At 45.5% G+C, this 24,276-nt stretch carries 21 protein-coding genes; 11 read left to right on the top strand and 10 right to left on the bottom strand.

All coding sequences use genetic code 11. From position 1 onward, the window contains the following. Positions 1-11: 11 nt before the first annotated feature. The 8 genes from KOE27_RS07170 to KOE27_RS07205 all read left to right on the top strand — a co-directional run bounded on the left by KOE27_RS07170 (position 12) and on the right by KOE27_RS07205 (position 7,164). Positions 12-920, top strand: coding sequence for a hypothetical protein (locus tag KOE27_RS07170; protein WP_215238124.1), 909 nt, complete (start codon positions 12-14; stop codon positions 918-920). A gap of 2 nt (positions 921-922) precedes the next feature. Next, positions 923-2,065 carry a beta-ketoacyl-ACP synthase III gene (locus KOE27_RS07175; RefSeq protein ID WP_215238125.1) on the top strand — a complete coding sequence of 381 codons (1,143 nt, stop codon included), beginning with the start codon at positions 923-925 and terminating at the stop codon, positions 2,063-2,065. A 109-nt stretch (positions 2,066-2,174) separates the two neighbouring features. Beyond that, positions 2,175-2,573: a hypothetical protein gene (locus tag KOE27_RS07180; RefSeq protein ID WP_215238126.1), complete on the top strand. Its 399-nt coding sequence runs from the start codon at positions 2,175-2,177 to the stop codon at positions 2,571-2,573. A gap of 4 nt (positions 2,574-2,577) precedes the next feature. Further along, a complete protein-coding gene (locus KOE27_RS07185) occupies positions 2,578-3,609 on the top strand; it encodes a BtrH N-terminal domain-containing protein (protein WP_215238127.1) in 1,032 nt (343 codons plus the stop codon). Between the two features lie 12 nt (positions 3,610-3,621). Next, entirely contained in the window at positions 3,622-4,371 is a 750-nt protein-coding gene (locus KOE27_RS07190; RefSeq protein ID WP_215238128.1) for an ABC transporter ATP-binding protein, read from the top strand. 5 nt (positions 4,372-4,376) lie between these two features. Continuing rightward, complete coding sequence (locus KOE27_RS07195; protein WP_215238129.1) at positions 4,377-5,654, top strand: ABC transporter permease; 1,278 nt, start codon at positions 4,377-4,379, stop codon at positions 5,652-5,654. Between the two features lie 48 nt (positions 5,655-5,702). After that, positions 5,703-5,969, top strand: a complete 267-nt coding sequence (locus tag KOE27_RS07200) for a phosphopantetheine-binding protein (RefSeq protein ID WP_215238130.1) — start codon at positions 5,703-5,705, stop codon at positions 5,967-5,969. A 1-nt stretch (position 5,970) separates the two neighbouring features. Beyond that, a complete protein-coding gene (locus tag KOE27_RS07205) occupies positions 5,971-7,164 on the top strand; it encodes a beta-ketoacyl-[acyl-carrier-protein] synthase family protein (RefSeq protein ID WP_215238131.1) in 1,194 nt (397 codons plus the stop codon). A 26-nt stretch (positions 7,165-7,190) separates the two neighbouring features. Here the strand turns inward: KOE27_RS07205 and scpA are convergent, their stop codons facing one another. Beyond that, positions 7,191-9,329, bottom strand: a complete 2,139-nt coding sequence (gene scpA / locus KOE27_RS07210; RefSeq protein ID WP_215238132.1) for a methylmalonyl-CoA mutase — start codon at positions 9,327-9,329, stop codon at positions 7,191-7,193. After that, positions 9,326-10,714: a methylmalonyl-CoA mutase family protein gene (locus KOE27_RS07215; RefSeq protein WP_215238133.1), complete on the bottom strand. Its 1,389-nt coding sequence runs from the start codon at positions 10,712-10,714 to the stop codon at positions 9,326-9,328. Before KOE27_RS07215 ends, scpA begins: the two co-directional genes overlap by 4 nt. A 267-nt stretch (positions 10,715-10,981) precedes the next feature. Between KOE27_RS07215 and dnaA the strand changes: the two genes are divergently transcribed. Beyond that, positions 10,982-12,409 carry a chromosomal replication initiator protein DnaA gene (gene dnaA, locus KOE27_RS07220; RefSeq protein ID WP_215238134.1) on the top strand — a complete coding sequence of 476 codons (1,428 nt, stop codon included), beginning with the start codon at positions 10,982-10,984 and terminating at the stop codon, positions 12,407-12,409. A gap of 33 nt (positions 12,410-12,442) precedes the next feature. Further along, positions 12,443-13,426 carry a GNAT family N-acetyltransferase gene (locus KOE27_RS07225; RefSeq protein ID WP_215238135.1) on the top strand — a complete coding sequence of 328 codons (984 nt, stop codon included), beginning with the start codon at positions 12,443-12,445 and terminating at the stop codon, positions 13,424-13,426. Here KOE27_RS07225 and KOE27_RS07230 read toward each other — a convergent pair. The 3 genes from KOE27_RS07230 to KOE27_RS07240 all read right to left on the bottom strand — a co-directional run bounded on the left by KOE27_RS07230 (position 13,420) and on the right by KOE27_RS07240 (position 16,205). After that, positions 13,420-14,214, bottom strand: coding sequence for a DUF3108 domain-containing protein (locus KOE27_RS07230; RefSeq protein WP_215238136.1), 795 nt, complete (start codon positions 14,212-14,214; stop codon positions 13,420-13,422). The genes KOE27_RS07225 and KOE27_RS07230 overlap by 7 nt on opposite strands. A 10-nt stretch (positions 14,215-14,224) precedes the next feature. Continuing rightward, the gene (locus KOE27_RS07235) at positions 14,225-15,262 is read right to left on the bottom strand and encodes an aminopeptidase (protein WP_215238137.1); all 1,038 of its coding nucleotides are present in this window, start codon (positions 15,260-15,262) and stop codon (positions 14,225-14,227) included. A gap of 196 nt (positions 15,263-15,458) precedes the next feature. Beyond that, entirely contained in the window at positions 15,459-16,205 is a 747-nt protein-coding gene (locus KOE27_RS07240) for an acyl-CoA desaturase (RefSeq protein ID WP_215238138.1), read from the bottom strand. 375 nt (positions 16,206-16,580) lie between these two features. On the opposite strand from KOE27_RS07240, the gene recA reads away from it, so the two are divergent. Continuing rightward, positions 16,581-17,657, top strand: a complete 1,077-nt coding sequence (gene recA / locus KOE27_RS07245) for a recombinase RecA (RefSeq protein ID WP_215238139.1) — start codon at positions 16,581-16,583, stop codon at positions 17,655-17,657. Positions 17,658-17,732: 75 nt separating this feature from the next. On the opposite strand, the gene KOE27_RS07250 is transcribed toward recA, so the two are convergent. The 5 genes from KOE27_RS07250 to pheT all read right to left on the bottom strand — a co-directional run bounded on the left by KOE27_RS07250 (position 17,733) and on the right by pheT (position 24,145). Next, the gene (locus KOE27_RS07250) at positions 17,733-19,271 is read right to left on the bottom strand and encodes a sigma 54-interacting transcriptional regulator (RefSeq protein ID WP_215238140.1); all 1,539 of its coding nucleotides are present in this window, start codon (positions 19,269-19,271) and stop codon (positions 17,733-17,735) included. Positions 19,272-19,288: 17 nt separating this feature from the next. Continuing rightward, on the bottom strand, positions 19,289-20,860 hold the full coding sequence (gene rny / locus KOE27_RS07255; RefSeq protein ID WP_215238141.1) for a ribonuclease Y: 1,572 nt from the start codon (positions 20,858-20,860) through the stop codon (positions 19,289-19,291). 150 nt (positions 20,861-21,010) lie between these two features. Then, positions 21,011-21,322 carry a cell division protein ZapA gene (locus KOE27_RS07260; protein ID WP_215238142.1) on the bottom strand — a complete coding sequence of 104 codons (312 nt, stop codon included), beginning with the start codon at positions 21,320-21,322 and terminating at the stop codon, positions 21,011-21,013. Next, positions 21,319-21,663 (bottom strand): hypothetical protein, encoded by a 345-nt coding sequence (locus KOE27_RS07265; RefSeq protein WP_215238143.1) that lies wholly within the window; start codon positions 21,661-21,663, stop codon positions 21,319-21,321. Before KOE27_RS07265 ends, KOE27_RS07260 begins: the two co-directional genes overlap by 4 nt. A gap of 67 nt (positions 21,664-21,730) precedes the next feature. Then, positions 21,731-24,145 (bottom strand): phenylalanine--tRNA ligase subunit beta, encoded by a 2,415-nt coding sequence (pheT, locus tag KOE27_RS07270; RefSeq protein ID WP_215238144.1) that lies wholly within the window; start codon positions 24,143-24,145, stop codon positions 21,731-21,733. Positions 24,146-24,276: the final 131 nt, after the last annotated feature.

Here is a 24,276-nt window from a genome sequence, read left to right on the forward strand (position 1 = left end):
ATATAAATGGAATGAAAAAGATATTGGCGGTTGGGTACTCACAATCGGGGCAGTTGAATGCGATTCTGGATCAGTTTCTGAAACCTTTTGATCCGCAGACTATTGAGCGCCTTTACCTTTATCCCGAAAAGCCCTTTCCTTTTCCATGGACAGCGGATGTCTTTTTTGATACCATGCCGGAGTGTGTATTGGAGGAGGGGATCGAGCTTGCTCCGTTTGGTTTTGACGCTCCCCGTTATGATCTTATTGTGCTGGCTTACCAGCCCTGGTTCCTTTCGCCGTCGTTGCCGGTAACCTCTTTGCTGCAAAATCCGCTTTTTCAAAGGATGCTGAAAGATACCCCCGTCGTTACCTTGATAGGTGGCAGGAACATGTGGCTCAACGCCCAGGAGAGTGTGAAATTGTATATCAGAAAAGCAGAAGGGAAATTGGTGGGAAATATTCCCTTTATGGACAGAACTTCCAATCTGATCAGTGCCGTAACGATTTTGCACTGGATGCTTACCGGCCGGAAAGACAGGAAATGGAATATTTTTCCGCTCCCCGGTGTTAGTGATGAAGACATAAAGTCTGGTGCACGGTTTGGAAATTTGGTGAAGGAGGCTTTGGAGGTAAAGGGTTTTGATAACCTGCAGGCCAGTATTATGGCAACCGGACTGATTGAAATTCCGACAGACATTTTATTCATTGAACAAAGAGCCAAAAAGCTGTTCAGAATCTGGGCCAACCTGATTAAGAAAAAGGGGAATACACCAGGTAAGCGGAAAACTTTTGTAACCTTGTTCAAATATTATCTGCTGGTGGCACTGTTTATGGTGGCTCCGTTGCTTTTACTTGCATATAATTTGTTGGTTGCACCGTTCACGGGGGGTACGATTAAAAAGAAAAAAGAATACTTTTATGGTTTAGAAACCAAATAATAATGTCAGAAGCATACATTACAAGAATTGCCAAGTTTTTACCGAATCAATCTGTTTCCAATGAGGAAATGGAGGAATATTTAGGATTCATTAACGGAAAGCCATCAAAATCAAAGGCTATTGTTTTAAGAAATAATGGGATTAAGAACCGCTATTACGCCCTGACTAAGGACGGAGTTGCTACCCATACGAATGCGGAGATGGCCGCGCTTGCGGTGAAAGGCCTTTTTAAATCTCGTCCCGAAGACATAAAAAAAATTGACCTGCTGAGCTGTGCTACTTCCAGTCCTGACCAACTGATGCCGTCTCATGGTGTAATGGTGCACGGGTACCTTCCCGAAACCAGTTCTGTGGAGGTGGTTTCTCCGTCCGGCGTTTGCTGTGCAGGGATGCATGCGTTCAAGTATGCCTACATGTCGGTGAAAATCGGAGATAAAAAAAAGGCGGTGAGCTGCGCCTCCGAGAGGCTCTCGCCCGTATTACGCTCGGAGCAGTTTGAGGATGAGATACAGCAGCTGATCAAACTGGAACAAAATCCCTATATCGCCTTTGACAAGGATTTTCTGAGATGGATGCTGTCGGACGGTGCGGGTGCATTTTTGGTTGAAAATGCGCCAAACAAAGAAGGCATAAGCCTGAAAATAGAATGGATCGAAGGCTGTTCGTATGCTAACGAGGAAGAAGCCTGTATGTACATGGGAGCCGACAAGCTGGAAGACGGAACTTTGAAAAGTTACAAGGATTTCACGCTAGAGGCAGTTTTGGAAAAATCTATTTTTAGTATCAAACAGGATGTCAAGCTGCTAGGAGAAAAGATCGTAAAGCTTGGGTTTAGCAAACTGAAGAATATCCTTCATGACAAAGGAGTTTCCATGGATGATGTTACCTACTTTCTGCCACATCTTTCCAGTTATTTCTTTGAGAAAAAAATTGATGACTTTTTTACGGAAAACGGGATACCTATCCCAAAGGAAAAGTGGTATACCAACCTGGTGTCTGTAGGTAATGTGGGTGCGGCGTCAATTTATATGATGCTCGAAGAAGTTTTTAACAGCGGTGCGCTGAAAAAAGGTGAAAAAATACTACTGGCTGTGCCTGAAAGCTCCCGCTTTTCGTATATGTTTTGTTTGCTTACGGTTTGCTGAGGGATCTGCAACAGTATCTTTAAATAATCAGTGATTATTGCAAGTGAGCTGATAATCAGGTAAATTGGATTTCAAATCATTGAGAGACGAATAGCTTCAATCTTTATTTATGAAAAAGGAAGACCTACCGCAAGACCCGGGCGCACTCGACCACTTTACCCGCGAAGTTTGTTACGTCAAAAATGAAGAGGGAAAATACGAAACGGCGCTCAGCCGCGGCTGGAACGTGAAAAAAGAAGCGTTGGATAGTGCCTGGGATGAAGTTAACGACCGCATAGAGGAGGCCAGGGTGGCTGTGGCAAACGGAGAGAAAAGCCCGGTATACTATTTTATGGAGCTTAGGCTGATGGATATGACGGTGTTGTCGGGTTACACGGGTTTCTTTCCTTTTTTTATTAAAAGACATATGAAACCGTCGGTATTTAGCGGATTGAGTGACAGCAAGCTTGCCAAGTATGCCAGAGCGTTTGACATTACGTTAGAAGAACTTAAGAATTTTAAAGGGTAAAAAAGTGGAGATAGCAAGTCAGGCAGATACTTTTCAACACGTACAGGCAGCTCATTGCGAAAATGGTGTTACTACCGCGCTGTTGCGGCATCAGGGGCTCGAATTTATGACAGAGCCATTGGCCTTCGGCATGGGCTCTGGTCTCTTTTACATTCAGATACCATTCCTGACGGTGAATAATGGCCCGGCAATCTCGTTCAGGACCATGCCCGGTGCTATTTTTAAAAGAACTTGCAAGTCGCTAGGAGTTGATATCACTCATAAAAAATTCAGCAGTGAAGACAGCGCCAGGAAATTTCTGGACCAGAAGGCAGAGCAAAAGATACCTGTGGGTTGTCAGGTAGGCGTTTTTCATCTTACTTATTTCCCCAAAGAATACCGCTTCCATTTTAATGCCCATAACCTGATTGTCTTTGGAAAAGAAGACAACCGCTACCTGATCAGCGATCCGGTGATGGAAAATACCACCACCCTGAGTGATGAGGAACTGACACGTGTTCGTTTTGCAAAAGGTACTTTTGCACCCCGGGGGCATATCTATTTCCCCGAAAGAGTAGGTGTCGTTACAGAAGATGTGATCAGAAAGGGCATTGTAAAGGGGATCAAAAGGAACGTAGGTGATATGCTGCATATCCCCGGGAGTGTTGCAGGTGTGGACGGGATCAGGCATACATCCAATCATATCAGGAAATGGCGCGACAAACTCGGTCTGAAAAAGGCTGGTTTGTATCTGGGACAGATCGTCCGTATGCAGGAGGAAATTGGAACCGGCGGCGGCGGATTCAGGTTTCTGTACGGTGCGTTTCTGGAACAGGCAGCGGCTTACCTTCACAATGACCAGGTGGCAAACATATCTGAAGACTTTACGAAATCAGGGGATATGTGGCGTGCCAGTGCCATAAAAATGGCGGGTGTTTACAAAGGAAGGCTCACGGAACAGAAGGATTTCGAGGAGATTGCCGATATGCTGGTGGAAATCAGGTTGGTGGAAAAGGATGCTTTTAAAAAGCTCTCGAAACTGAACCTGGGTAAGTGAGTGGATCTGGAAATGGCAAAAATTCCTTGTATTGAGATCAGTAATATTTCCAAAAGATATAAATCGTCACAGGAGTATTCGCTCAGAGATGTTTCTCTGACGATCAACCAGTCGGACGTATTTGGTTTGCTCGGCCCCAACGGTGCCGGAAAAACCACGTTGATATCCATTCTCTGCGGAATTATTCCCCCCACTTCAGGTGAAGTGAAGTACTTTAAGGACCAGTACCTGATATCCCCGGAGGACCGTAAGCGGATGATCGGGTTTGTGCCACAGGAATATGCCTTTTATCAGGAACTTACACCCCGGCAAAACCTGGATTATTTCGGAGCGATGTACGACATACCCCGGCATGAGCTAAGGGCAAGGCGCGAACATCTGCTGAATGTTCTGGGATTATCTAAAGCTGCGGACAAAAAAGTTGAAACGTTTTCGGGAGGTATGAAAAGGCGGGTGAACCTGGCCATCGGGATCATTCATGAGCCATCCGTACTTTTTCTGGACGAGCCTACAGTGGGCGTGGACGTACAGAGTAAAAACGCAATCATCAGATATCTTACCTTCCTGAACGAAAGCGGAACAACAATTATTTATACCTCGCATCATTTGTCGGAAGCAGAGGAATTTTGCAATCGGATCGCCCTAATAGACAACGGAAATGTAATGGCTGATGGTGAAATCGCTGATCTGATGATGCAAAACGAGACTGTAAATTTACAGGCACTTTTTATAAAACTGACCGGCGAGGAATACCGCGACTGATACTTATGTTCAAGATTTTCTCATCGTTAAGAAAAGAGGTACTGCTGTTATTCAATGACAAAGTAGGGCTGGCACTTATGTTTTTGATGCCTTTACTGCTGGTTTTTATCATTACGATTATTCAGGATGGGGCATATAAGGTTGTGAATGAAAACAAAATTCCGATTTTGGCAGTAAATCATGACTCGGGGAAAGAAGGCAGAAAGCTTTTGGCGCTGCTGGCCGGGTCAGGCCTTTTTGAACTGGATACGCTCAACACTCTTCCGCAGGAGGCTTTAAAAAGTGAACTGCTTGCTAAGGGAAAAATGATCGCCCTTTATATTCCGAAAACTTTTTCGGCTGGCCTGGAAAGTAATGCGGGTGAGGTTAGCAATATCCTGATGAAAGATCTGGGCCTGGATTATGATTCTGATAGCACGGAATCGTCACCGATGCCCTCGCTCACATTTTATCATGATCCTGTTCTGCAGGAAAACTATAGCTATTCGGTGCGGGGAATTATTCAATCCTATATGAGTGTGATTGAGAATTCGCTCATGATTGAAAGAATGTATGCCGCCATGGACCTTAGTGGCAAGGAAGATGTCCTGAAAGATAAAATGATGAACAACCGGGTCAATATAAAACAGGTAATTGCCAGTAACAGCAACAGCATGGCGGTACCCAATTCAACACAGCATAACGTACCGGCCTGGACCATCTTTGCCATGTTTTTCATGGTAGTTTCGCTTGGGAGCAATATTGTGAAGGAAAGGATGAGCGGCAGTTTCCTGCGACTGAAAACCATGCCTACTACCTTTATGCTGGTTATGTTCAGTAAAATGGCGGTGTATGTTGCGGTGGCGGTGGTTCAGGTTGCACTTACTTTTTCAATGGGTATTCTGGTTTTGCCCCGACTGGACTTGCCAGAGCTGACAATCCCTTCGAATATCCCGGCTTTCGCTGCGGTGGTATTTGCAAGCAGTATGGCTGCCGTGAGCTACGCACTTATGATCGGAGCATTTGCCAGGACGCAGGAACAGGCAAATGGTTTTGGTGCTATATCGATTATTATTTTTGGGGCAATTGGAGGTATATTAGTGCCCACGTTCGTTATGCCCTCTTATATCCAGGTATTAGGAAGTTTTTCACCACTTCACTGGTGCCTGGAAGGTTTTTATATTTTGTTTCTCAAAGGCGGAAGCTGGCCCGAACTGAGGCCTGTTATTTTGTTTTTGGGAGTATTCATTTTGATTTGCCAACTTTGTACATACTTTAAATTAAGAATAGAAAAAATTATCTGACAGCCTGCTCTGGCTTGTATCACAGCAGATAAGCATTAAAACTAAATCATGGACGTAAACAGTTTAAAACCGGTATTAAAGACTCAGATTGTTCAATATCTTAATTTATTAGATGTTAATCCGGAAGATATCAAAGATGATGAACCGTTGTTTGGCGGAGATCTGGGGCTTGATTCTATCGACTCCCTGGAGCTTGTCGTTTTGCTGGAACGTGAATATGGGATTAAGATTACCAACCCGGCAGAAGGACGTAAGATCCTGGTAGACGTCAATCACATGGCTGAATATATTCTGGCCAATACGAAAACTGCGTAAAATGGGGCGGGTTTTGGTTACGGGGCTGGGGGTGATCACGGCAATTGGGAACAATCTGGAGGAGAACTACCAGCGCCTGAGGAACGGGACTACGGGAATAGCCAAAGCGTCTTATTTTGAATCTCTTTACGCATCGCAACTTCCTTTTGGAGAAGTTAAGTTAGCCAGTGAAACACTGGCAGAAATGCTTGGCCTGCAAAATGAAAAGGGATATACCAGAACTTGTCTGCTGGCGGTGAAAGCATTTGAAGAAGCAATAGCTGACGCCGCGCTGACAGCACAGGATTTGTCGTCTTTTGATACCGCTCTTGTTTCTGCCAGTACCGTCGGAGGCATGTGTCTTACGGACCAGCTATATGAAGACGCAAATCTGAGGTCTAGAGGCTCGGAATATTTAAGTGCCTACGGCTGCTCCGCGCATACGCTTAAACTGGTGAAACGCTATTATATTCGTGGTTTTTCCGATACCATCAACACTGCCTGTTCGTCGTCGGCCAATGCCATCGCGCTGGGTGCGCGGCTCATAAGGGCAGGAAGGGCCAGCCGGGTGATTGTGGGTGGTGTGGATAGTTTGGCCAAATATACAGTCAATGGTTTTAATGCCCTGAAGATACTTTCTTCTCAACCATCCAAACCTTTTGACGAGAACCGCGATGGCCTTAATCTGGGGGAAGCTGGCGCTTATCTGGTCTTGGAAAGTGAGGAAGTCGCCGGTGACAAAAGAGTTTATGCAGAGATTTGTGGATATGGTAATGCCAATGATGCGCACCATCCCACTGCCATGTCAGACAATGCTGTAGGAGCCATCCGATCCATGAAGGAAGCATTGGAAACGGCTGGTATATCCCCTTCCCGGATTGACTATATCAATGCACACGGTACCGGCACACCCAATAACGACCAGATTGAAATGTTTGGAATTTCCCAGCTTTTCGACAAGGTACCTCCTTATAATTCAACGAAGTCGTACACCGGTCATACCCTGGGTGCAGCGGGAGCTGTGGAAGCCGTTGTTAGTATACTCAGTATTAAACATTCGGAAATTTTTCCCAGCCTGCATGTTCAGACGCCCATACAGGAATTTAACCATGCACCTGCAGGCACACTGATGGAAAACTACCCTGTAAATTATGTGCTTTCCAATTCCTTTGGCTTTGGCGGCAACTGTACATCTCTGGTGATCGGGAAGGTGTAAACCGAACGGGCCAGACGGATGTCGGGTCAGCTCTCCATCAGGTCTTTGAGGATTTTCTGGGCCGCCACTGAAATAACCGTTCCGGGTCCGAAAATACCTTTCACGCCGGCATCGTATAAAAACGGGTAGTCTTTTGCTGGAATAACTCCTCCCGCAATGACCATAATATCCTCCCGTCCGATTTTCTTAAGCTCTTCAATCAGCTGGGGAATAAGGGTTTTGTGCCCCGCAGCCAGGCTCGATGCACCAATGACGTGTACGTCGTTGTCTGCCGCTTGTCGGGCCACTTCCTGAGGTGTCTGAAAAAGAGGGCCAATATCGACATCAAATCCCAGGTCGGCAAAGCTGGTAGCAATCACCTTGGCGCCCCTGTCGTGGCCATCCTGTCCCATTTTTGCAATCAGTATCCGGGGACGTCGTCCTTCGAGTGCGGCAAACTGATCAGACAAAACCAGGGCGGCCCTGAAATTCTCATCATCGGTAACTTCACTGCTGTAAATACCTGATATAGCCCGGATGGTTGATTTATACCTGCCAAATTCTTTTTCCATAGCACTGGATATTTCTCCCAAAGTAGCTCTTTTACGGGCCGCATCAATGGCCAGCATTAATAAATTTGAGGTCATATCCTTGCCTCCTTGCTCTTTGCACGCCTGGGTGATCAACGCCAATGCGTTTTCCACTTCCTGCTGATTCCTGTTAGCTTTTATACGATCAAGCCGGGCGACCTGAACCTCTCGGACCTGCTGATTGTCAATTTCCAGCGTTTCCAGTTCCTCGGTGGTGGCACCGTAGTATTTGTTAACACCCACAATAATTTCCTTACCGGCATCGATCCTTGCCTGTTTACGGGCAGCCGCTTCTTCTATACGCATTTTGGGTAGTCCCGTTTCAATGGCTTTTGTCATTCCGCCCAGTTCTTCTACTTCTTCAATCAATTTCCAGGCTTTTTCGCACATCGCATGGGTCAGGTATTCAACGTAATAGGAGCCCCCCCAGGGATCAACCGCTTTGCACAGATCCGTTTCATGCTGCAGATATAACTGGGTATTACGTGCGATCCTGGCCGAAAAATTCGTAGGCAGGGCAATTGCTTCATCCAGAGAATTGGTGTGAAGAGATTGGGTATGCCCCATCACAGCGGCCATAGCCTCTATGCAGGTTCTGGTGACGTTATTGAAAGGATCTTGCTCAGTGAGGCTGTAACCGCTTGTTTGGCAGTGGGTCCTCAGGGCCATTGACTTTTCATTTTTTGGACCGAACTGCTTGACAATTTTTGCCCAGAGTACCCTTCCTGCCCGTAATTTGGCAATTTCCATAAAATGGTTCATGCCAATTCCCCAGAAAAAAGATAACCTCGGTGCGAAGTCGTCAATCTGCATTCCTGCTTTTAAGCCTGTCCTGATATACTCAAGCCCATCCGCAAGTGTATACGCCAGCTCTACATGAGCCGGAGCACCGGCCTCGTGCATGTGGTAACCGCTGATACTTACTGAATTGAATTTCGGCATCCACTGCGTGGTATAGGCAAATATGTCACCCACAATTCGCATTGAAGGGGCTGGCGGATAGATATAGGTATTTCTTACCATAAACTCTTTCAGTATATCGTTCTGTATCGTTCCGGAAAGTTGATCCGGCGCATAACCCTGCTCCTCTGCGGCTACGATGTAAAATGCCATAATGGGGATCACAGCCCCGTTCATAGTCATGGACACCGAGATGTCTCCGAGCGGTATCTGGTCAAACAGGATTTTCATATCCTCAACGGTATCAATGGCTACGCCGGCTTTGCCTACATCTCCGCGTACACGTTCATGGTCCGAATCGTAGCCACGGTGAGTGGCCAGGTCGAATGCAACCGAAAGACCTTTTTGCCCGGCTGCCAGATTCCGCTTGTAAAATGCATTAGACGCTTCGGCAGTCGAAAATCCTGCATACTGGCGGATGGTCCAGGGCCGCTGAAGGTACATGGTAGCATAAGGTCCTCTCAGAAAAGGGGGTATACCCGCATCAAAATGAAGCAGATCTGCATCCTGAACCTTATTTTCTCTGAATTTTCCGGGTATGGCAATTCCCTCGGATGTCATCATGGTTCCTGCGTCCGGCGCAGGTATATCTGTCATAGGGAAGGCCTGACTTTTTTTTCTGAAATCTGGTTTCATGGCTTTTCCTGATGAGCTTGTGATATACTAACGTGGTAATCCCGGGCGAGATTTCTCTTCGGCAGGTAAGGAGGCCATGGAACCGGGGGCATTGTAGTTTTCACCCTGTTTTCGGTTTGTTGAACGTACTTATTAACACCTACCATCACGTCGTCTTTCTTTAATGCTTCAATCTGCTCATTCCAGCGCTGGTCCAGCAAACGGCGTAAATCACCACTTAAAAAGTAGGGAACGATACCGCCTTTTTCTTCTATCTCTAAAAATAGATTCCAAGCGGAATCCGCCAGCTGAAGGGTCATATCCTCTATAAGGTAGGAGCCGGCGGCGGGGTCCGCTACCCTGTTCAGGGAACTTTCGTGGGACAGGATAAGTGAAACATTCCTGGCTATCCTTTCGGAGAAATCATTTGGTGTTTTAAAACTCTGGTCGAAGGGGTATACTGTCAGTGCATTACAGCCACCCGTTACGGCACTCATTGCCTGTGCGGTTGTCCTGATCATATTGGTATAGGGCTCGTCTTCCGAGTGATGGAAGGCGGATGTAGTGCTATGAATAAAGGGTTCAGCTATGACCTTTATGTCATAACACTGAGCTATTCGTACATGGAGTGAGCGGAAGGCGCGCAGTTTGGCGATTTCGGTAAGGTATTGCGGGCCACACGGAATGGAAAAATAGATGAGAGAGAGCGCTTTTTCGGGAGATAGGCCCGTGTTCGTGAGTATGTCCAGGTCAAGCACCAGAGTGGCCAGGCAAAGAGCAAGCTCCTGTACGGGATCTGCCCCGGCCTCCTGGAATACATGGCTTTGTACCAACAGCGGGAAGAAGTTTTTAGCGGTGCTTTTCGTTTGCACCAGTTCCGAAATATGCAACAGATAACCCCGGAAGTCACTTCCGTTTTGCAGCCATTCCGCCACCGGATCCAGGGCTATTCCACCTGCTTTTAATCCTCCGAAATTGTATATTTCCTTGATTATATTGTTGTCCCTGTTTTTGGGCTGAAAAAAGAAGCGGGTGTTGATACTTTGCAAAAGGCTAAGCAGTTGATGAAGGTCTGCCGGGGCGGGAGCTGTGCCGACAGGATCAAGCAGGATTGCGTCTGCTCCATTTTGTATCAGGTGCCCGATTTTTTCAACAGCTTCTTCGAGGGGATAATCGCGCAGTAATGGTGTATTAAGCCAGCCTGTATCACTTCGTTGGCATTGGCGTATGCTATCAGATTCTTCGGCAGGACGTCCATCGTAGGTAGCATAAGGGCTAAAAACCAGGTTTTCGGAGGGAATCCATCTTTTGATTTCAGAGAGCGGCGCTCCTAACTCTTTTTCTGCGAGGTTCTTCCAGGCAAAAGGCTGCGGAATTTCGAACTCCTTAAACAAATGATCAGTCATGATACCTGTTGTGGATGTAATTTTTTATCTTAATTAAAACCGGTTCTTACAAAGCTACAAATTTGAAATTACATTTTTTTTATTGTCTGAAACTCAATGCCCTGACTCCCTGTACATTACTTTGCATTATTCCGATACGTTTAACTTTTGGTTTGTATATCGCATGTCTTGGTGTTAAATTGAAAATCATTTCGCCTTCCCTAGCCGGTAATTTTATATCTTTGCCGTCCATTTAAGTTTTGACATTCGGACTTCGGAAAATTAACATTGGAAAGAGTAGCTACATATAGAGAAGTTGACCAGATTTGGGATGCCTGCTTACGGGTGGTCCAGCAGCACATTCCGGAGGAAAGTTTCAAGACTTGGTTTGAACCCATTCGTCCGCTGAAACTCTATGGTAAGGTGTTGACGATACAGGTCCCAAGTCAGTTTTTCTATGAATGGCTGGAAGACAATTATGTCAACCTGCTGAGAAAGGCGCTCGATTATGCCATTGGTCGCGACGGGCTGCTGGAATATTCCATCATTGTGGATAAGGGAAATGACAGCCATCAGCCGCTGACGATGAACGTATCTGCCCCAAAATCGGCACATTATGCCGGACCGGATAATTTTGCTACCGATCCGAGGCTGGGGTCTAACAGGAATGTGAAGGATCAGGATTCCATGAACCTGGATACTTACCTGAACCCCAACTATTCATTTGATAATTTTATTGAAGGAGATTGTAACCGTCTGGCACGCTCTGCGGGTTTTGCAGTGGCACAGCGTCCCGGCCTAACGTCTTTTAACCCGCTCATGATGTACGGCGGAGTGGGGCTTGGCAAAACGCATTTGGTACAGGCCATCGGGAATTACATTATGAATCATTTTGACAATAAAATGGTACTATATGTTTCCTCCGAAAAGTTTACCAACCAGTTCATCAATTCGATCAAAAACAATACGCTTCAGGAATTCACCGATTTTTATATGAAAGTGGATGTGCTGGCGATAGACGACGTGCAGTTTTTGTCGGGAAAGGAAAAAACGCAGGATACTTTTTTTCATATTTTCAATCACTTACATCAGCTTGGCAAGCAGATCATCATGACGAGCGACAGGCCGCCCAGGGAGCTTCAGGGCTTGCAGGATCGTTTGCTGTCCAGATTTAAATGGGGCCTTACGGCAGATTTGCAAACTCCTGATTTCGAAACACGTATCGCAATTATTCAAAAGAAAATTCAGTCGGAGGGAATCTCTATAGATTACGACGTCATTGAATATATTGCCCACAGTGTAAACTCCAACGTCCGCGAGCTTGAGGGCGTAATCGTGTCTCTGATGGCACAGGCCTCGCTTACCCGACGGGAAATTGACGTGGAGCTGGCCAAAAATACGCTCAGGAATATTGTCATGAATGAGCATAAGGAGGTAACCATTGATACCATCCAGGAAATTGTAGCCGATTATTTTCAGGTTTCAATTGCCGATCTTAAAAGTAAAAGCCGTAAAAAGGAAGTGGTATATCCGCGCCAGCTGGCCATGTTCCTGGCGAAGGAATATACGGATCTGCCCCTCAAATCCATCGGTTACCATTTTGGAGGCCGCGACCACAGTACCGTAATCCACTCCATTCAGAGCGTGAATCTGCTGATGGATGAAACGCCCGACGTGGAAGAAACTTTACAAAAACTGCGCAGCTACTTTAAGTAACACCCCGGAATTTTAAAGCCCATATCTCCCGCTATGTCCGTGTCGCCGATTCTTTTGTCGAGATCAGATATAGCAGAGCAGCATTGGAATGCGCTGATTGCGCGCAGCAGACAAAGTGTGATCTACGGATTTTCCTGGTATCTTGATGTGGTGTGCGACAACTGGATGGCTTTGGTCTGGCCTTCAAAGGATACTTACAGCGTTGTGATGCCGCTTCCTGTTAAAAGTAAATGGGGATTTCAGGTAATTCAGCAACCTTTTTTTTGCCAGTATTTAGGCATATTTTCAGAAGACGCGGAAATAGCTGAAGAAGTTCTGAGTGCTTTTCTCAGATGCCTGGCTCATCAGTTCAGGTATATATCCAACTATCAGTTTAACCCCGATAATACGGCGAATATCAAGACAGCTTTAGACCAGTCGGCATTCATGGTTGTTCCGTTGCATACCTATTGGTTATCCCTCGCAGATACGGACGGCCCAGTTTCCGGAAGGTATTCGAAAGACCGGAGGGAGAACCTGCGGAGAAGTTTGTCGTTTGACTGGGGCATTTCGTCTTCAACCGATATCTCGCCGCTGATAGAACTTTTCCGTCAGAACCATGAACAGCGTATAAGCGGGGGTGTCAGTACTCAGGCTTATGATTTGCTAAAAAACGTTTTTGAAAAGGTACTTGAAAATGCTGATGCGAAGCTCCTGTACGCACGGAAGCAGGAAATCATTCACGCCGGGATACTGCTGATTCGTGCTGGAAACAGGGTGATTTATATCTTTAATGCAGCGGATCGTACAGGACGAGAGGGCAATGCCAGAACATTTCTGCTGGATTATTTTTTGTCGGCGGAGAACGGAACAAATACCGTATTTGATTTTGAAAGTCCTGAAATAGAATCTATTGGGTCCTTTTACAAGAGTTTTGGAGCAGAAAAAAAGCCATTTTTTAGTATACACCAAAACCGACTTCCTTTTCCTCTGAACCTGTTACAAGCCTGGCGAAGAAGGCGTGCCGCGGATCATTGAAAAACAATATCCTTCTGAAGGCCTTTGAAGGATTTAATATCCATGTCGAGCGATCCGATGGCTAGTTCGACTTCTGCCTTTAAAGGGATTTTATTGACATCGTCGGAGACCCACAAGCGCATTGCGCCCTCCCCCTTGAAAAATTTGTTATCAGGAATGAGCGGGTTAAGCCTTAACACCTTCGTTTTTCCGAATTTGGTTTTAATTACATCTTTTCCGACATACCTGATCCTCAGTTTGTAAATCTGCCCGTCGAAGAACGTAGGTACTTCAATAATATCACCTTCCGAAATATGATCGAAATTAAGTGTCCGCAGGTAGAAATATCCGCTGATGATGTCGTGCACATTATTGGGGGTATTATAAGTTTTAACCTCGTCCTTAATCGTAGAAACGGCCTGGTCTGTGGTGTGGTTAAAAACAACGGTTTCCTCCTTGCGGTATTTGTTTTCCTGGATACTTCTTTGGAACATCCGGGGTAAAATGGCCGTCGTATCCAGGTAGGAGCGCCATGTATCCCGTACGCGGGATATCAGATCAAAAGCACCTACCGTACGTCCGGAGACATTAATTTTAAAACAGGGGCGGTTATTAACAACCGTAATGTTTTTAGAAACCTCCACTTTAGCTTCGGCCGCATTGATGAATCCGTAGTGCACACGGTACTCAACTTTTTCTCCCGTACCGAAACTCTTGTTGGGCAGGTTGCGTTCGGCCTCATTCTGTCGGAATGCATATAAAATGAAACAACTGATAACGAATACTATTCCTATGGCTAATTTTTTCATGCTAATGATGTTACAGCGAGGAGTATTTTTCTTTCAGATAGCTGAAATAATTTTTAAAATTACTGTCAAACTTCTTTTCAAATTCCTCTTTAAATATATTCTGTCTGGACCGGTAAGTTTTGTAATTAATAAAGACTGCGTTATTGGGTAAAAGTTTCCCGGCTTCGAACTTTTTGCTCTTTAACGCAACTTTGCCTCCCATAAGTGTGTCAATATTTGTAACAATTGATAAAATTATTGCCTTTTTTAATGAATCCTTCCTTGGGTCTGGCCTCATATCACTTTCAAATCCTTTATACAAACTGTCCAGTTTGCCAATTCCCCGCAGGATATGTTGAGCATAAGCGTCGTTATATTTTTTGGAGAACTCATAAGTCTTTAACGGCTCAGAGTCGGCCCCATACTTTTGTTTGAGATAACGGATTGCCCCGTAATCACCCACGAAGCTGGCCAGGTTCTCGTTGAGTTCCAGATCGTTTTTTACAAAAAGCGTTCCATGGGTCAGTTCGTGCAGGATCAGGTTTGCCAGGCTTCCTTCTTTTCTTTTAAGCATACTGGAAAGGATCGGGTCTTTGAAGTATCCCAGCGTAGACCAGGCCGAAATGTCACCTATATCCGTGTCATATCCCTGGTCCTTAAGTTTTTGCTCATCTGCAACCGCCCGGGTGGAGTCGAAATAACCCTTGTATGGGAAGCTACCAATAATGGGGAAATTCCACTGGTAAGGTTCGATACGATATCTTTCTGACGCCGTAATAACCCATATCAGCGGTTTGCCATGCTGATCATAAAAGGTTGTGTAGTTTTTGGAGGGGTTCAGTCCAAGCGAGTCCACACCAAATTTTTTGATCTCTTCAATCAGCCGGATCTGTGCTTTCAGGGAGTCAGGAAAGGCGGGGTCGCTCAGTACCTCTTCCACATCACGTACGTTCCAGAGGATACCAAGCTGTCCTTTGGCCTGCATGTAACCGTAACTGAGCAATTCCCTGTAATACAGTGCCAGTAAAATTAAAATAACTGCCAGGGTAAGTAATATTTTTTTTAACACGTAAGAGGCTATAAAGTAAAAATACCAGAAAAGGCCAGTTAGTAACCGGCCTTTTCTGGAACAAAAATATTGTTAGTTTTAATATTTAACTGCTATTCGGGATAAAATTTCAACTGCGGCTTCCTGTTCGCTCTGACAAACATCTCAAACCCCAGAGAAATAACCATAATTATGTTGTAACCCGGATAAACATTAATTACATATAGTTAAGATCATTATTCGGTTTCAGCTTTATAATTTTCAATTTGTTGAGTATCAAAATGAAAGGATAGGTAGGGTCGAACTCATGCCATCTAAAACCAAAGTTGGCCCTTCCGCCGTATTTGTGGTGGTTATTGTGGTAGGACTCGCCCATCATCAGAAAGTCAAAGGGTAACAGGTTTTTGGCGGTATCGTCTACTTTAAAATTCACATAGCCATAACGGTGTGCATACCAGTTGATGATAACCCCATGGATAGGGCCCATCAGGAAGTGTACGGGCAGGAGCAGGAACATCCACCAGGCAGTGGCAAAATGAATGTAAAACATTACATACAGCACACCCCAGCCGATCCTGGATACCCAAAGGTCGCCCAGCCGCTCCATAAACGTCCAGTTGGGTACTCCCTTCTTGAATTTCGGATCAATGTTGTCCGTTTTGTGAACGATTTTGTTGTAGTAGTTTTTCGTTTTCCACATCATATCCATTACACTATCCGAAAAACTGGGTGAGTGGGGGTCATTCTCGGTGTCGGCGTAGGCATGGTGTAAACGATGCATGACTCCATATGCGTAAGGGCTCAGGAAGGATGAGCCCTGGAATATCCAGGTGAGTGTATAGAATATTTTTTCCCAGGCAGGGCTCATTGTGAACATTTTATGAGCCGCATAGCGATGCAGAAAAAATGTTTGCATAAGAAGTGAAAGGTACCAGTGCGCAATAAAAAAAATGAGTATTTCCATGAAAGAATCCGTCGGATGAAATAAGATTATTTTGGCAAAAATATTCCCAGCCGTGCTAATGAAAGATGACCCAGGTCAGCTTCTGAGAGGATATTCAGCAGAAATGAAACCAATGAATGGTGACAGGGATACGGAGGGAAGTGGCATTAAAGTCGGAGCATGACTTTGATTATATAGTAAATTGATCGTTTTGGTATCGCTATAATTCGATAATTTGATATTTTTTCGATCAAAATGTGATACAAATGCTTGCAACACATTGTTTATGACACTAAAAAGAAATAAATTTACATCATCAAAATGAACCAGTCTGAGGCGGTTTTTGATCAGCAGAAGCCGCTATTTTTGTATACAAACTAAATTGAATGACCTTTTATGGCACAAGCGACAACGGATAAAGATAAAACGGGGGATAAAGATAACAAGCTAAAAGCACTGCAGACTACGCTTGAGAAGTTGGACAAAGCTTATGGCAAAGGCACAGTGATGCGCCTTAGCGACACCAAAGTCCTGGATATCCCGGTGATTTCTACCGGCTCTCTGGGGCTGGACCTGGCATTGGGAGTGGGCGGAGTGCCAAGAGGCAGGGTTGTAGAAATTTATGGTCCTGAGTCTTCCGGTAAAACCACGTTATCCATGCACTGCATTGCAGAGGCACAGAAGAAAGGTGGCCTGGCAGCGTTTATTGACGCAGAGCATGCATTTGACCGTTCCTATGCTGAAAAGCTAGGTATTGATACCAGTAACCTGCTGATTTCGCAGCCGGATAGCGGCGAGCAGGCACTTGAGATTGCCGAACATCTGATCAGCAGCGGGGCGGTAGATATCATTGTGATTGACTCCGTTGCTGCTTTGGTACCACGTGCCGAGCTGGAAGGTGAAATGGGGGATAGTAAAATGGGCTTGCAGGCGCGCTTGATGTCACAGGCCTTGAGGAAACTTACAGGGGTGATCAATAAAACGGGATGCTGCTGCATTTTTATTAACCAGCTTCGTGAGAAGATCGGTGTGATGTTTGGTAACCCTGAGACCACTACCGGTGGTAATGCATTGAAGTATTATGCTTCTGTACGTTTGGATATCCGTCGTGTGGGGCAGATCAAAGAAAGCGCGGATAACATCCTGGGGAACAGAACGCGGGTGAAAGTGGTCAAAAACAAGGTGGCGCCTCCTTTCAAAGTGGTGGAGTTTGACATCATGTACGGAGAAGGTGTTTCCAAGGTGGGAGAGGTGATTGACCTGGGTGTAGAACTGGATATTATTAAAAAATCGGGCTCGTGGTTTAGCTATGACGGTAACCGTTTGGGGCAGGGACGTGACGCTGTAAAGGCTTTGCTAAGGGACAACCCCGAGTTAATGGATGAGTTGGAAGGAAAAGTGAGAGCCAAGGTGAACAACGACCCTGATTCTCTTATTGATACCAGCGAGCCTAACGTCAGTGATAACGAATAGAACAAAAATCCTTTATAACGTAAAGAGCGCATCAGGTTATCCCGGTGCGCTCTTTGCGTTTATAAAAAGATATATTTACCTGAACGGTTTTTCATCGTCGTCGTCAAAGTCGTAGTCTTCATCATCTTCGCCCGGACCGGAGAACATGCTGCTCACCAGGTCCTGAAATTTCATTCCCTGGTCCAGCGACTGTTTACCGATCAATGAGAACTCGGCCATTCCATGCAGTGCAAATTCCATCATGAATAATTTTTCTGCTTCATTGCTGTATGCACTGAGCATATCCACAAAGTCATCCAGTCCGTCGATGGTTTTGAGCCGGGCAGAATATTCGCGGTCGGTCATGTCGCCGGGCATTTCCATGGTATTGCCTGCACCGAACCATTCAATTACCTTGGCGTAAGGGTTGATCCTGCTTTTCTTGCTTTTTTCGGGGTCTGGGAAAAAATGGAGGAACTGGGTCCGCAAAGCCTTCCCAATCAGGTTTTGGGCTACAATCACAGGGCCCTCCACTTCCCCTTCGTACACAAGCTCCACCTTTCCGCAAATGGCAGCCACTACGCCATAGAGGTCAGAGATCCTGACCTGCGTTTCGCTTTCATCGTTTATGAGTGCGCGTCTTTCTGCCGTACTCAAAAGGCTTTCATAGGCAGATATTGTCAGACGTGCCGAGACACCACTTTTACTATCTACATATTCACTATCTCGTGCTTCAAAGGCAATCTGTTCAATGAGCACTTTGGTAAGCTCGTTTACATGCACCATTCCTTTTTGCTCCTTCTTTACGATGGCTTCCTGCTCAGTGATTTTCTTGCCAACCTCAATTGTTTTAGGATAGTGTGTAACAATCTGGCTTTCTATCCTGTCCTTCAATGGTGTCACAATACTTCCCCTGTTGGTATAATCCTCCGGGTTGGCGGTAAAAACAAATTGAATATCCAGCGGTAAGCGTAATTTGAAACCGCGTATCTGGATATCACCTTCCTGAAGAATATTGAACAAAGCGACCTGGATACGCGCCTGAAGGTCTGGGAGTTCATTAATAACGAAAATGCCGCGATGTGAGCGGGGTATAAGGCCAAAATGTATGACACGCTCATCAGAATAGGGCAGCTTCAGAGTGGCCGCTTTGATGGGGTCCACATCGCCGATGAGATCAGCAACAGATACGTCGGGTGTAGCCAGTTTTTCGGTATAACGTTCTTCCCGGTGCAGCCAGCCGATGGGTGTATGATCTCCCTTTTCCTCAATAAGCTCCCTGGTTGAGCGGGTCAGCGGGGCCAGCGGGTCTTCATGGAGGTCTGTCCCTGCCACAAAGGGAATGTACTCGTCCAGCAGATTAACCATCATCCGTGCAATACGGGTTTTGGCCTGCCCCCTGAGTCCAAGAAAATTTATATTGTGCATCGAAAGGATTGCCCTTTCAACGTCAGGAATAACCGTTTCCTCGTAACCCCAGATTCCCGGAAAATTTTTCTCTTTATTTTTGAGCCTGTTAATCAAATTGTTACGCAATTCCTCTTTCACAGAGAAAGAGTGGTAACCGGCCTTTTTTAAATCTCCGAGGGTATGAATACCCAGTCGTTCGGAACTCGTCAGCAGTGAATAGGTCATGAATAATGGTTTCTTGATTAACGGGCGTAGGCCACTGAGCGCATTTCACGAATGACGGTAATTTTGATCTGGCCCGGATACTGCATTTCTTTTTCAATTTTTTGGGATATATCAAATGAAAGCATGCCTGCTTTTTCGTCTGATACATTGTCTGCATCAATGATGACCCTTAGTTCCCGTCCGGCCTGGATAGCATAACATTTTTCAACGCCGTCAAAGGATAGTGCCAGATTTTCAAGATCTCTCAGACGCTGGATATACGATTCCATCATTTCGCGTCGGGCGCCGGGGCGGGAACCGGAAATAGCATCACATACCTGGATGATCGGGGATAGCATACTTGTCATCTCGATCTCGTCGTGGTGGGCTCCTATGGCATTACAAACTTCCGGGTTTTCCTTATATTTTTTAGCAAGTTCCATGCCCAGTATTGCGTGGGGGAGGTCTGATTCCTCCGGCCATACTTTACCAATATCATGCAACAAACCGGCACGTTTGGCAAGTTTGGTGTTAAGGCCCAGTTCCGCTGCCATGGTAGCGCAGAGTTTGGCAACCTCACGGGAGTGCTGTAAAAGGTTTTGGCCGTAGGATGATCGGAAGCGCATCCGTCCTATCATTTTTACAAGTTCCGGATGCAAACCATGGATTCCCATGTCAATTACGGTTCTTTCACCGATTTCGACGATCTCATCGTCTATATTCTTCCTTGTTTTTGCTACAACCTCTTCAATACGAGCGGGGTGGATACGTCCGTCCTGTACGAGCCTATGCAACGCGAGCCGGGCAATTTCCCTGCGGACGGGATCAAAACCTGAAATAACAATTGCTTCGGGGGTATCATCCACTATAATTTCAACACCCGTAGCCGCCTCAAGTGCCCGGATGTTACGTCCTTCACGGCCGATGATCTTACCCTTGATATCATCGTTTTCGATGTTAAAAACCGACACACAGTTTTCGATGGCGTGTTCCGCAGCCGTGCGCTGAATGGTTTCAATAACAATTTTCTTTGCTTCCTTGGTAGCTGTAAGTCGTGCTTCTTCCATGGCACTTTTGACGTAAGATCCGGCCCTGGTATCGGCCTCGGCTTTCAAGGCATCTACCAGCTGATCACGCGCCTGGTCAGCAGTAAGGTTGGCAATTTTTTCCAGCTGAGATACCTGCTGCTGGAGCATTTTTTCGGCTTCTTCTTTTTTCTTGGCTGCCGTTTCAAGCTGTTGGTTCAGCGTGTTTTTTGCGTTTTCCAGTTCTGCTTCACGGCGCTTATTCTGCTCTATCGACTGGTTGAGGCTTTGTTCACGCTGCTTGAGTTTCTGTTCGTTGGTCTGAAGAATTACCCTTTTTTTATTGGCATCTTCTTCAAATTCCGATTTCAACCGAAGATACTTTTCCTTGGCCTCCAGTATGCGGTCCTTTTTGATGTTTTCTGCTGAAACTTCTGCATTACGCAGTATCTCGGCGGCTCTTTCCTGTGCTTCTTTTTCCTTTTGATCAAAGGATTGCTTGAAGATATATTTGCCAGCAAATATTCCGACGCCGATCGCAATGATGTCGGACAGCAGGATGATAAAAATTAATGAACTTGACATTTTATGTAATGTTTACAAATAGTTGGGGGTACGCCGACTACCTGGCCATTAAATGCCGAACATTCCGATCCGGAGCGATATATGAGAGTGAAGTGAGACTAAGGTAATGGATGGTACATCTGGTAACTGATTTAAAATACCGGTACCGATTCAATTTGAAATGGCGTTCGCAACGGTTTCCTCAAGCTTATCTACCCGATCCTGAAACGCCTCTGTCAGATGATCCATTTGTTCACGAATTCTTTGCAAAGCCACCATACATTCTATCGCGGTAAGGCCCATTGCTTCAATATCATCGTATCCTTTTGCCTTATTTTTATGCTGCTTTACACGCTCCATGAAGAATTCATAACCTTCCCTGTAATATTTTTCCTGATCAGCCGGTACACTCAGCTTGAAGCCTCTGTCCAGCAGTTTTATAAAGACAGAGACATCAGGATTGGGTATGTTATTTTTTTTCATAAGGTATCTTCAAGCATCTTTATGCACTTATCGATCTCTTGTATATATCGTTCAACTGAATCTTTCAGTTCGGCCACTCCGGCTGTTGGTGTCAGTTTACTAGTGACAATTTTAGCGAAACTTTTAGACTTATTAAAGTCTTTTTCTAAAGTACTGTATTTTTTCTTTAAATCGCGGTTCTCAGCTTTTAGCGCTGCACTGGCCTCGCGCAGTGCAGCATTTTCCTGTTGTAATTCTGATACAGACCAGTTTAGTTTCTCTTTGATGTTGATCAAAATCTCCAGCTTTTTTTCCAGATCGGATAATTTGTGCTCAAGAATACGAGAACTGTTTGGCTCCATTTTTTTTAATTGTCTGTATCAGTGATCAACTTACGGGTTATATTTTAACCAGGCCACTCCGAAGAACCTACTTGCGGATCAGTGCACTCAGTTCTTTTTCATAGGCCGAAATAAGCCGTTGCATTGATTTGTCAATCACTTTGTCCGTAAGTGTTTGCTGGTCATCCTGAAGGATAAAACTGATGGAGTACGACTTCTTACCTTCCAGGTTAGCCCCTTCGTACACATCAAATACATTCAGAGAACGTAACAACTGCTTTTCTGTTTTGTAAGCGATCTGCTGTAATTCCTGGAAGGTTACCTGTTTTTCGACTACCAGCGATAAGTCCCTTCTTACTTCCGGGAATTTGCTTATTTCTGCATATTCCACCTTGCCGTCATATTGGCGAAGGAGATAATCCCAGTCAAAATCAGCAAAGAAAACCGGAATTTTAAGGTCAGCCCTTTTCGTGATCGCTGATTTGATCAGCCCAAAACTTACCAGGGGCTTCTTGTTTAATGACAGTGTTAGTCCATACTGGAAAATATTGGGGTCTGCGGGCTGCTGTTCTACTGACCTTACTTTCAGCGCACCTAATACCTGATTGATATAGCCAGCCAGATCATGGAAAGCCACTTCCCGTGATTTCTCCTGCCAGTTCTCTTCCTTAATATCTCCGGTCAGAAAAAGGGAAAGCCGTTCCTTTTCAACATACTTTCCGTTGTTTTCATAATAAATCTTCCCGAATTCGAAAAGTTTCAGGTCCTTTTGTCTCCGGTTAACGTTATGTGCTACTACTTCCAGTCCCGAAAAAAGGAGGGTCTGCCGCATTACAGAAAGATCTTCACTCAGATAATTCAATATTTTTACCGTTTCTCCAGGCAAGCTTTCTCCAAGAGTTGCCTGTGGGTCAGGTTTGGTAAGCGAATTGGTGATCGTCTCTATAAAACCTTTGGCTGCAAGCTGCTCAGATATCCTCAGCTTTAATTTTTCAGGATCATTAACGGGAAATTCAGAAATAAAATCGGAGCTCAGCGACTCGGATAATTCAACTTGCCCGAACCCATATATTCTTAGAATTTCCTCAATGATGTCCGCCTCGCGCTGTACATCCACGCGGTAAGGTGGTACCACTGCTGTAAAGCCGGATTCAGTGATGTCTTTCAGCTCAATGTCCAGCTTGTTAAGGATGGTATGTACAAGGTCTTTTTCGAGTGTTTTTCCAATGAGCCTGTTGATATGTGCATAGCTGACCGGGAATTCGAAGTCGGCGATCGGGCTTGGATATAGGTCCACGATATCGGATGTAATCATACCGCCTGCAAGTTCCTGGATCAACAGAGCCGCCCTTTTTAATGCGTAAACGGGCATATTCGGATCGGTACCGCGCTCAAAACGAAACGATGAGTCTGTTTTGAGACTGTGACGTTGTCCTGTCCGGCGCACCCAGACGGGAGAAAAATAGGCAGATTCCAGGAATATCGCTGTTGTTTCGGAAGAAACGCCGGAGGTTAACCCGCCAAAAACACCTGCAATGCACATTGGCTCGGAAGCATTACAGATCATCAGATCGGTTTCCGCAAGTTTCCGTTCCTGACCATCCAGCGTCACAAAAGGAGTTCCTTCGGCTACGGTTTGAACAAGAACCTGGTTCCCTGTTACCTTGGCTGCATCAAAAGCGTGCATGGGCTGGCCAAGTTCGTGGCATATATAATTGGTAATGTCAACGATATTATTGATAGACCTGATTCCGATGGTCTGAAGCCGTTGTTTCAGCCAATCCGGTGAATCAGTAACGGTGATACCGCTGATCGTTAGGCCTGCATATCTGGGGCAGGCTTCCGGATTTTTGATTTCTACCGCAATGGAGAGAGACCGGTTGTCGGTTTTAAAGTTCTCTACAGACGGCAGAGTAATGTCACGGTTGAGGACTGCACGCAAATCTCTGGCCACACCAAAGTGGGAAGCTGCGTCGGCCCGGTTGGGTGTCAGCCCGATCTCGATCAGATAGTCGGATGTGATACCAAAGTATTCTGCGGCAGGAGTACCGTTGGTTAAGGCCGTATCCAGGATGAGAATACCATCATGGCTGGTTCCCAGGCCCAGTTCGTCTTCGGCACAGATCATCCCTTCCGAAACGGCACCTCTGATTTTTGATTTCTTCAAAACCAATGGCTCCGCACTACCTGTAGGATACAACGTGGCACCTACAGTGGCAACGATAACCTTTTGTCCGGCCGCAGCATTGGGGGCACCGCACACAATGGAAAGCGGTGTGCCTGAACCTACATCCACGGTTGTCAGTTTTAAACGATCTGCTTCCGGGTGTTTTTCACAAGTAAGTACCTCGCCGATTACTACACCTTTCAGGCCACCTTTTATGGATTCTACTTCTTCTATATCTTCTACTTCCAGACCTGTCGCGGTCAGTAACTGACCAATTTCTTCAGGAGTTTCGGTTAGTTCAATTAACTCTTTAAGCCACTTATAGGAAATTTTCATGCAAATATGGATTCAATTAAGTTTGCAGCGGTCATCGGTTACACGTGATGTTCTTCAAACCCTGATGTATTTGGAACTGATTGTTTTTACAAAATTAGTGATTTTGGTCTGACCGCTCACAATGAAACTGT

The organism is Dyadobacter sp. CECT 9275 (genome assembly GCF_907164905.1).
In the GTDB taxonomy this organism is placed as follows: Bacteria; Bacteroidota; Bacteroidia; order Cytophagales; family Spirosomataceae; genus Dyadobacter; species Dyadobacter helix.

Excerpts from the sequence above, each read along its gene's own strand:
- KOE27_RS07200 (WP_215238130.1), top strand. The coding sequence starts at position 5,703 with ATGGACGTAAACAGTTTAAAACCGGTATTAAAGACTCAGATTGTTCAA.
- KOE27_RS07175 (WP_215238125.1), top strand. The coding sequence starts at position 923 with ATGTCAGAAGCATACATTACAAGAATTGCCAAGTTTTTACCGAATCAA.
- KOE27_RS07225 (WP_215238135.1), top strand. The coding sequence starts at position 12,443 with ATGTCCGTGTCGCCGATTCTTTTGTCGAGATCAGATATAGCAGAGCAG.
- KOE27_RS07250 (WP_215238140.1), bottom strand. The coding sequence starts at position 19,271 with ATGACCTATTCACTGCTGACGAGTTCCGAACGACTGGGTATTCATACC.
- rny (WP_215238141.1), bottom strand. The coding sequence starts at position 20,860 with ATGTCAAGTTCATTAATTTTTATCATCCTGCTGTCCGACATCATTGCG.
- recA (WP_215238139.1), top strand. The coding sequence starts at position 16,581 with ATGGCACAAGCGACAACGGATAAAGATAAAACGGGGGATAAAGATAAC.
- KOE27_RS07190 (WP_215238128.1), top strand. The coding sequence starts at position 3,622 with ATGGCAAAAATTCCTTGTATTGAGATCAGTAATATTTCCAAAAGATAT.
- KOE27_RS07180 (WP_215238126.1), top strand. The coding sequence starts at position 2,175 with ATGAAAAAGGAAGACCTACCGCAAGACCCGGGCGCACTCGACCACTTT.
- KOE27_RS07170 (WP_215238124.1), top strand. The coding sequence starts at position 12 with ATGAAAAAGATATTGGCGGTTGGGTACTCACAATCGGGGCAGTTGAAT.
- KOE27_RS07265 (WP_215238143.1), bottom strand. The coding sequence starts at position 21,663 with ATGGAGCCAAACAGTTCTCGTATTCTTGAGCACAAATTATCCGATCTG.
- pheT (WP_215238144.1), bottom strand. The coding sequence starts at position 24,145 with ATGAAAATTTCCTATAAGTGGCTTAAAGAGTTAATTGAACTAACCGAA.
- KOE27_RS07260 (WP_215238142.1), bottom strand. The coding sequence starts at position 21,322 with ATGAAAAAAAATAACATACCCAATCCTGATGTCTCTGTCTTTATAAAA.
- KOE27_RS07205 (WP_215238131.1), top strand. The coding sequence starts at position 5,971 with ATGGGGCGGGTTTTGGTTACGGGGCTGGGGGTGATCACGGCAATTGGG.
- KOE27_RS07240 (WP_215238138.1), bottom strand. The coding sequence starts at position 16,205 with ATGGAAATACTCATTTTTTTTATTGCGCACTGGTACCTTTCACTTCTT.
- KOE27_RS07230 (WP_215238136.1), bottom strand. The coding sequence starts at position 14,214 with ATGAAAAAATTAGCCATAGGAATAGTATTCGTTATCAGTTGTTTCATT.
- scpA (WP_215238132.1), bottom strand. The coding sequence starts at position 9,329 with ATGAAACCAGATTTCAGAAAAAAAAGTCAGGCCTTCCCTATGACAGAT.
- KOE27_RS07195 (WP_215238129.1), top strand. The coding sequence starts at position 4,377 with ATGTTCAAGATTTTCTCATCGTTAAGAAAAGAGGTACTGCTGTTATTC.
- KOE27_RS07215 (WP_215238133.1), bottom strand. The coding sequence starts at position 10,714 with ATGACTGATCATTTGTTTAAGGAGTTCGAAATTCCGCAGCCTTTTGCC.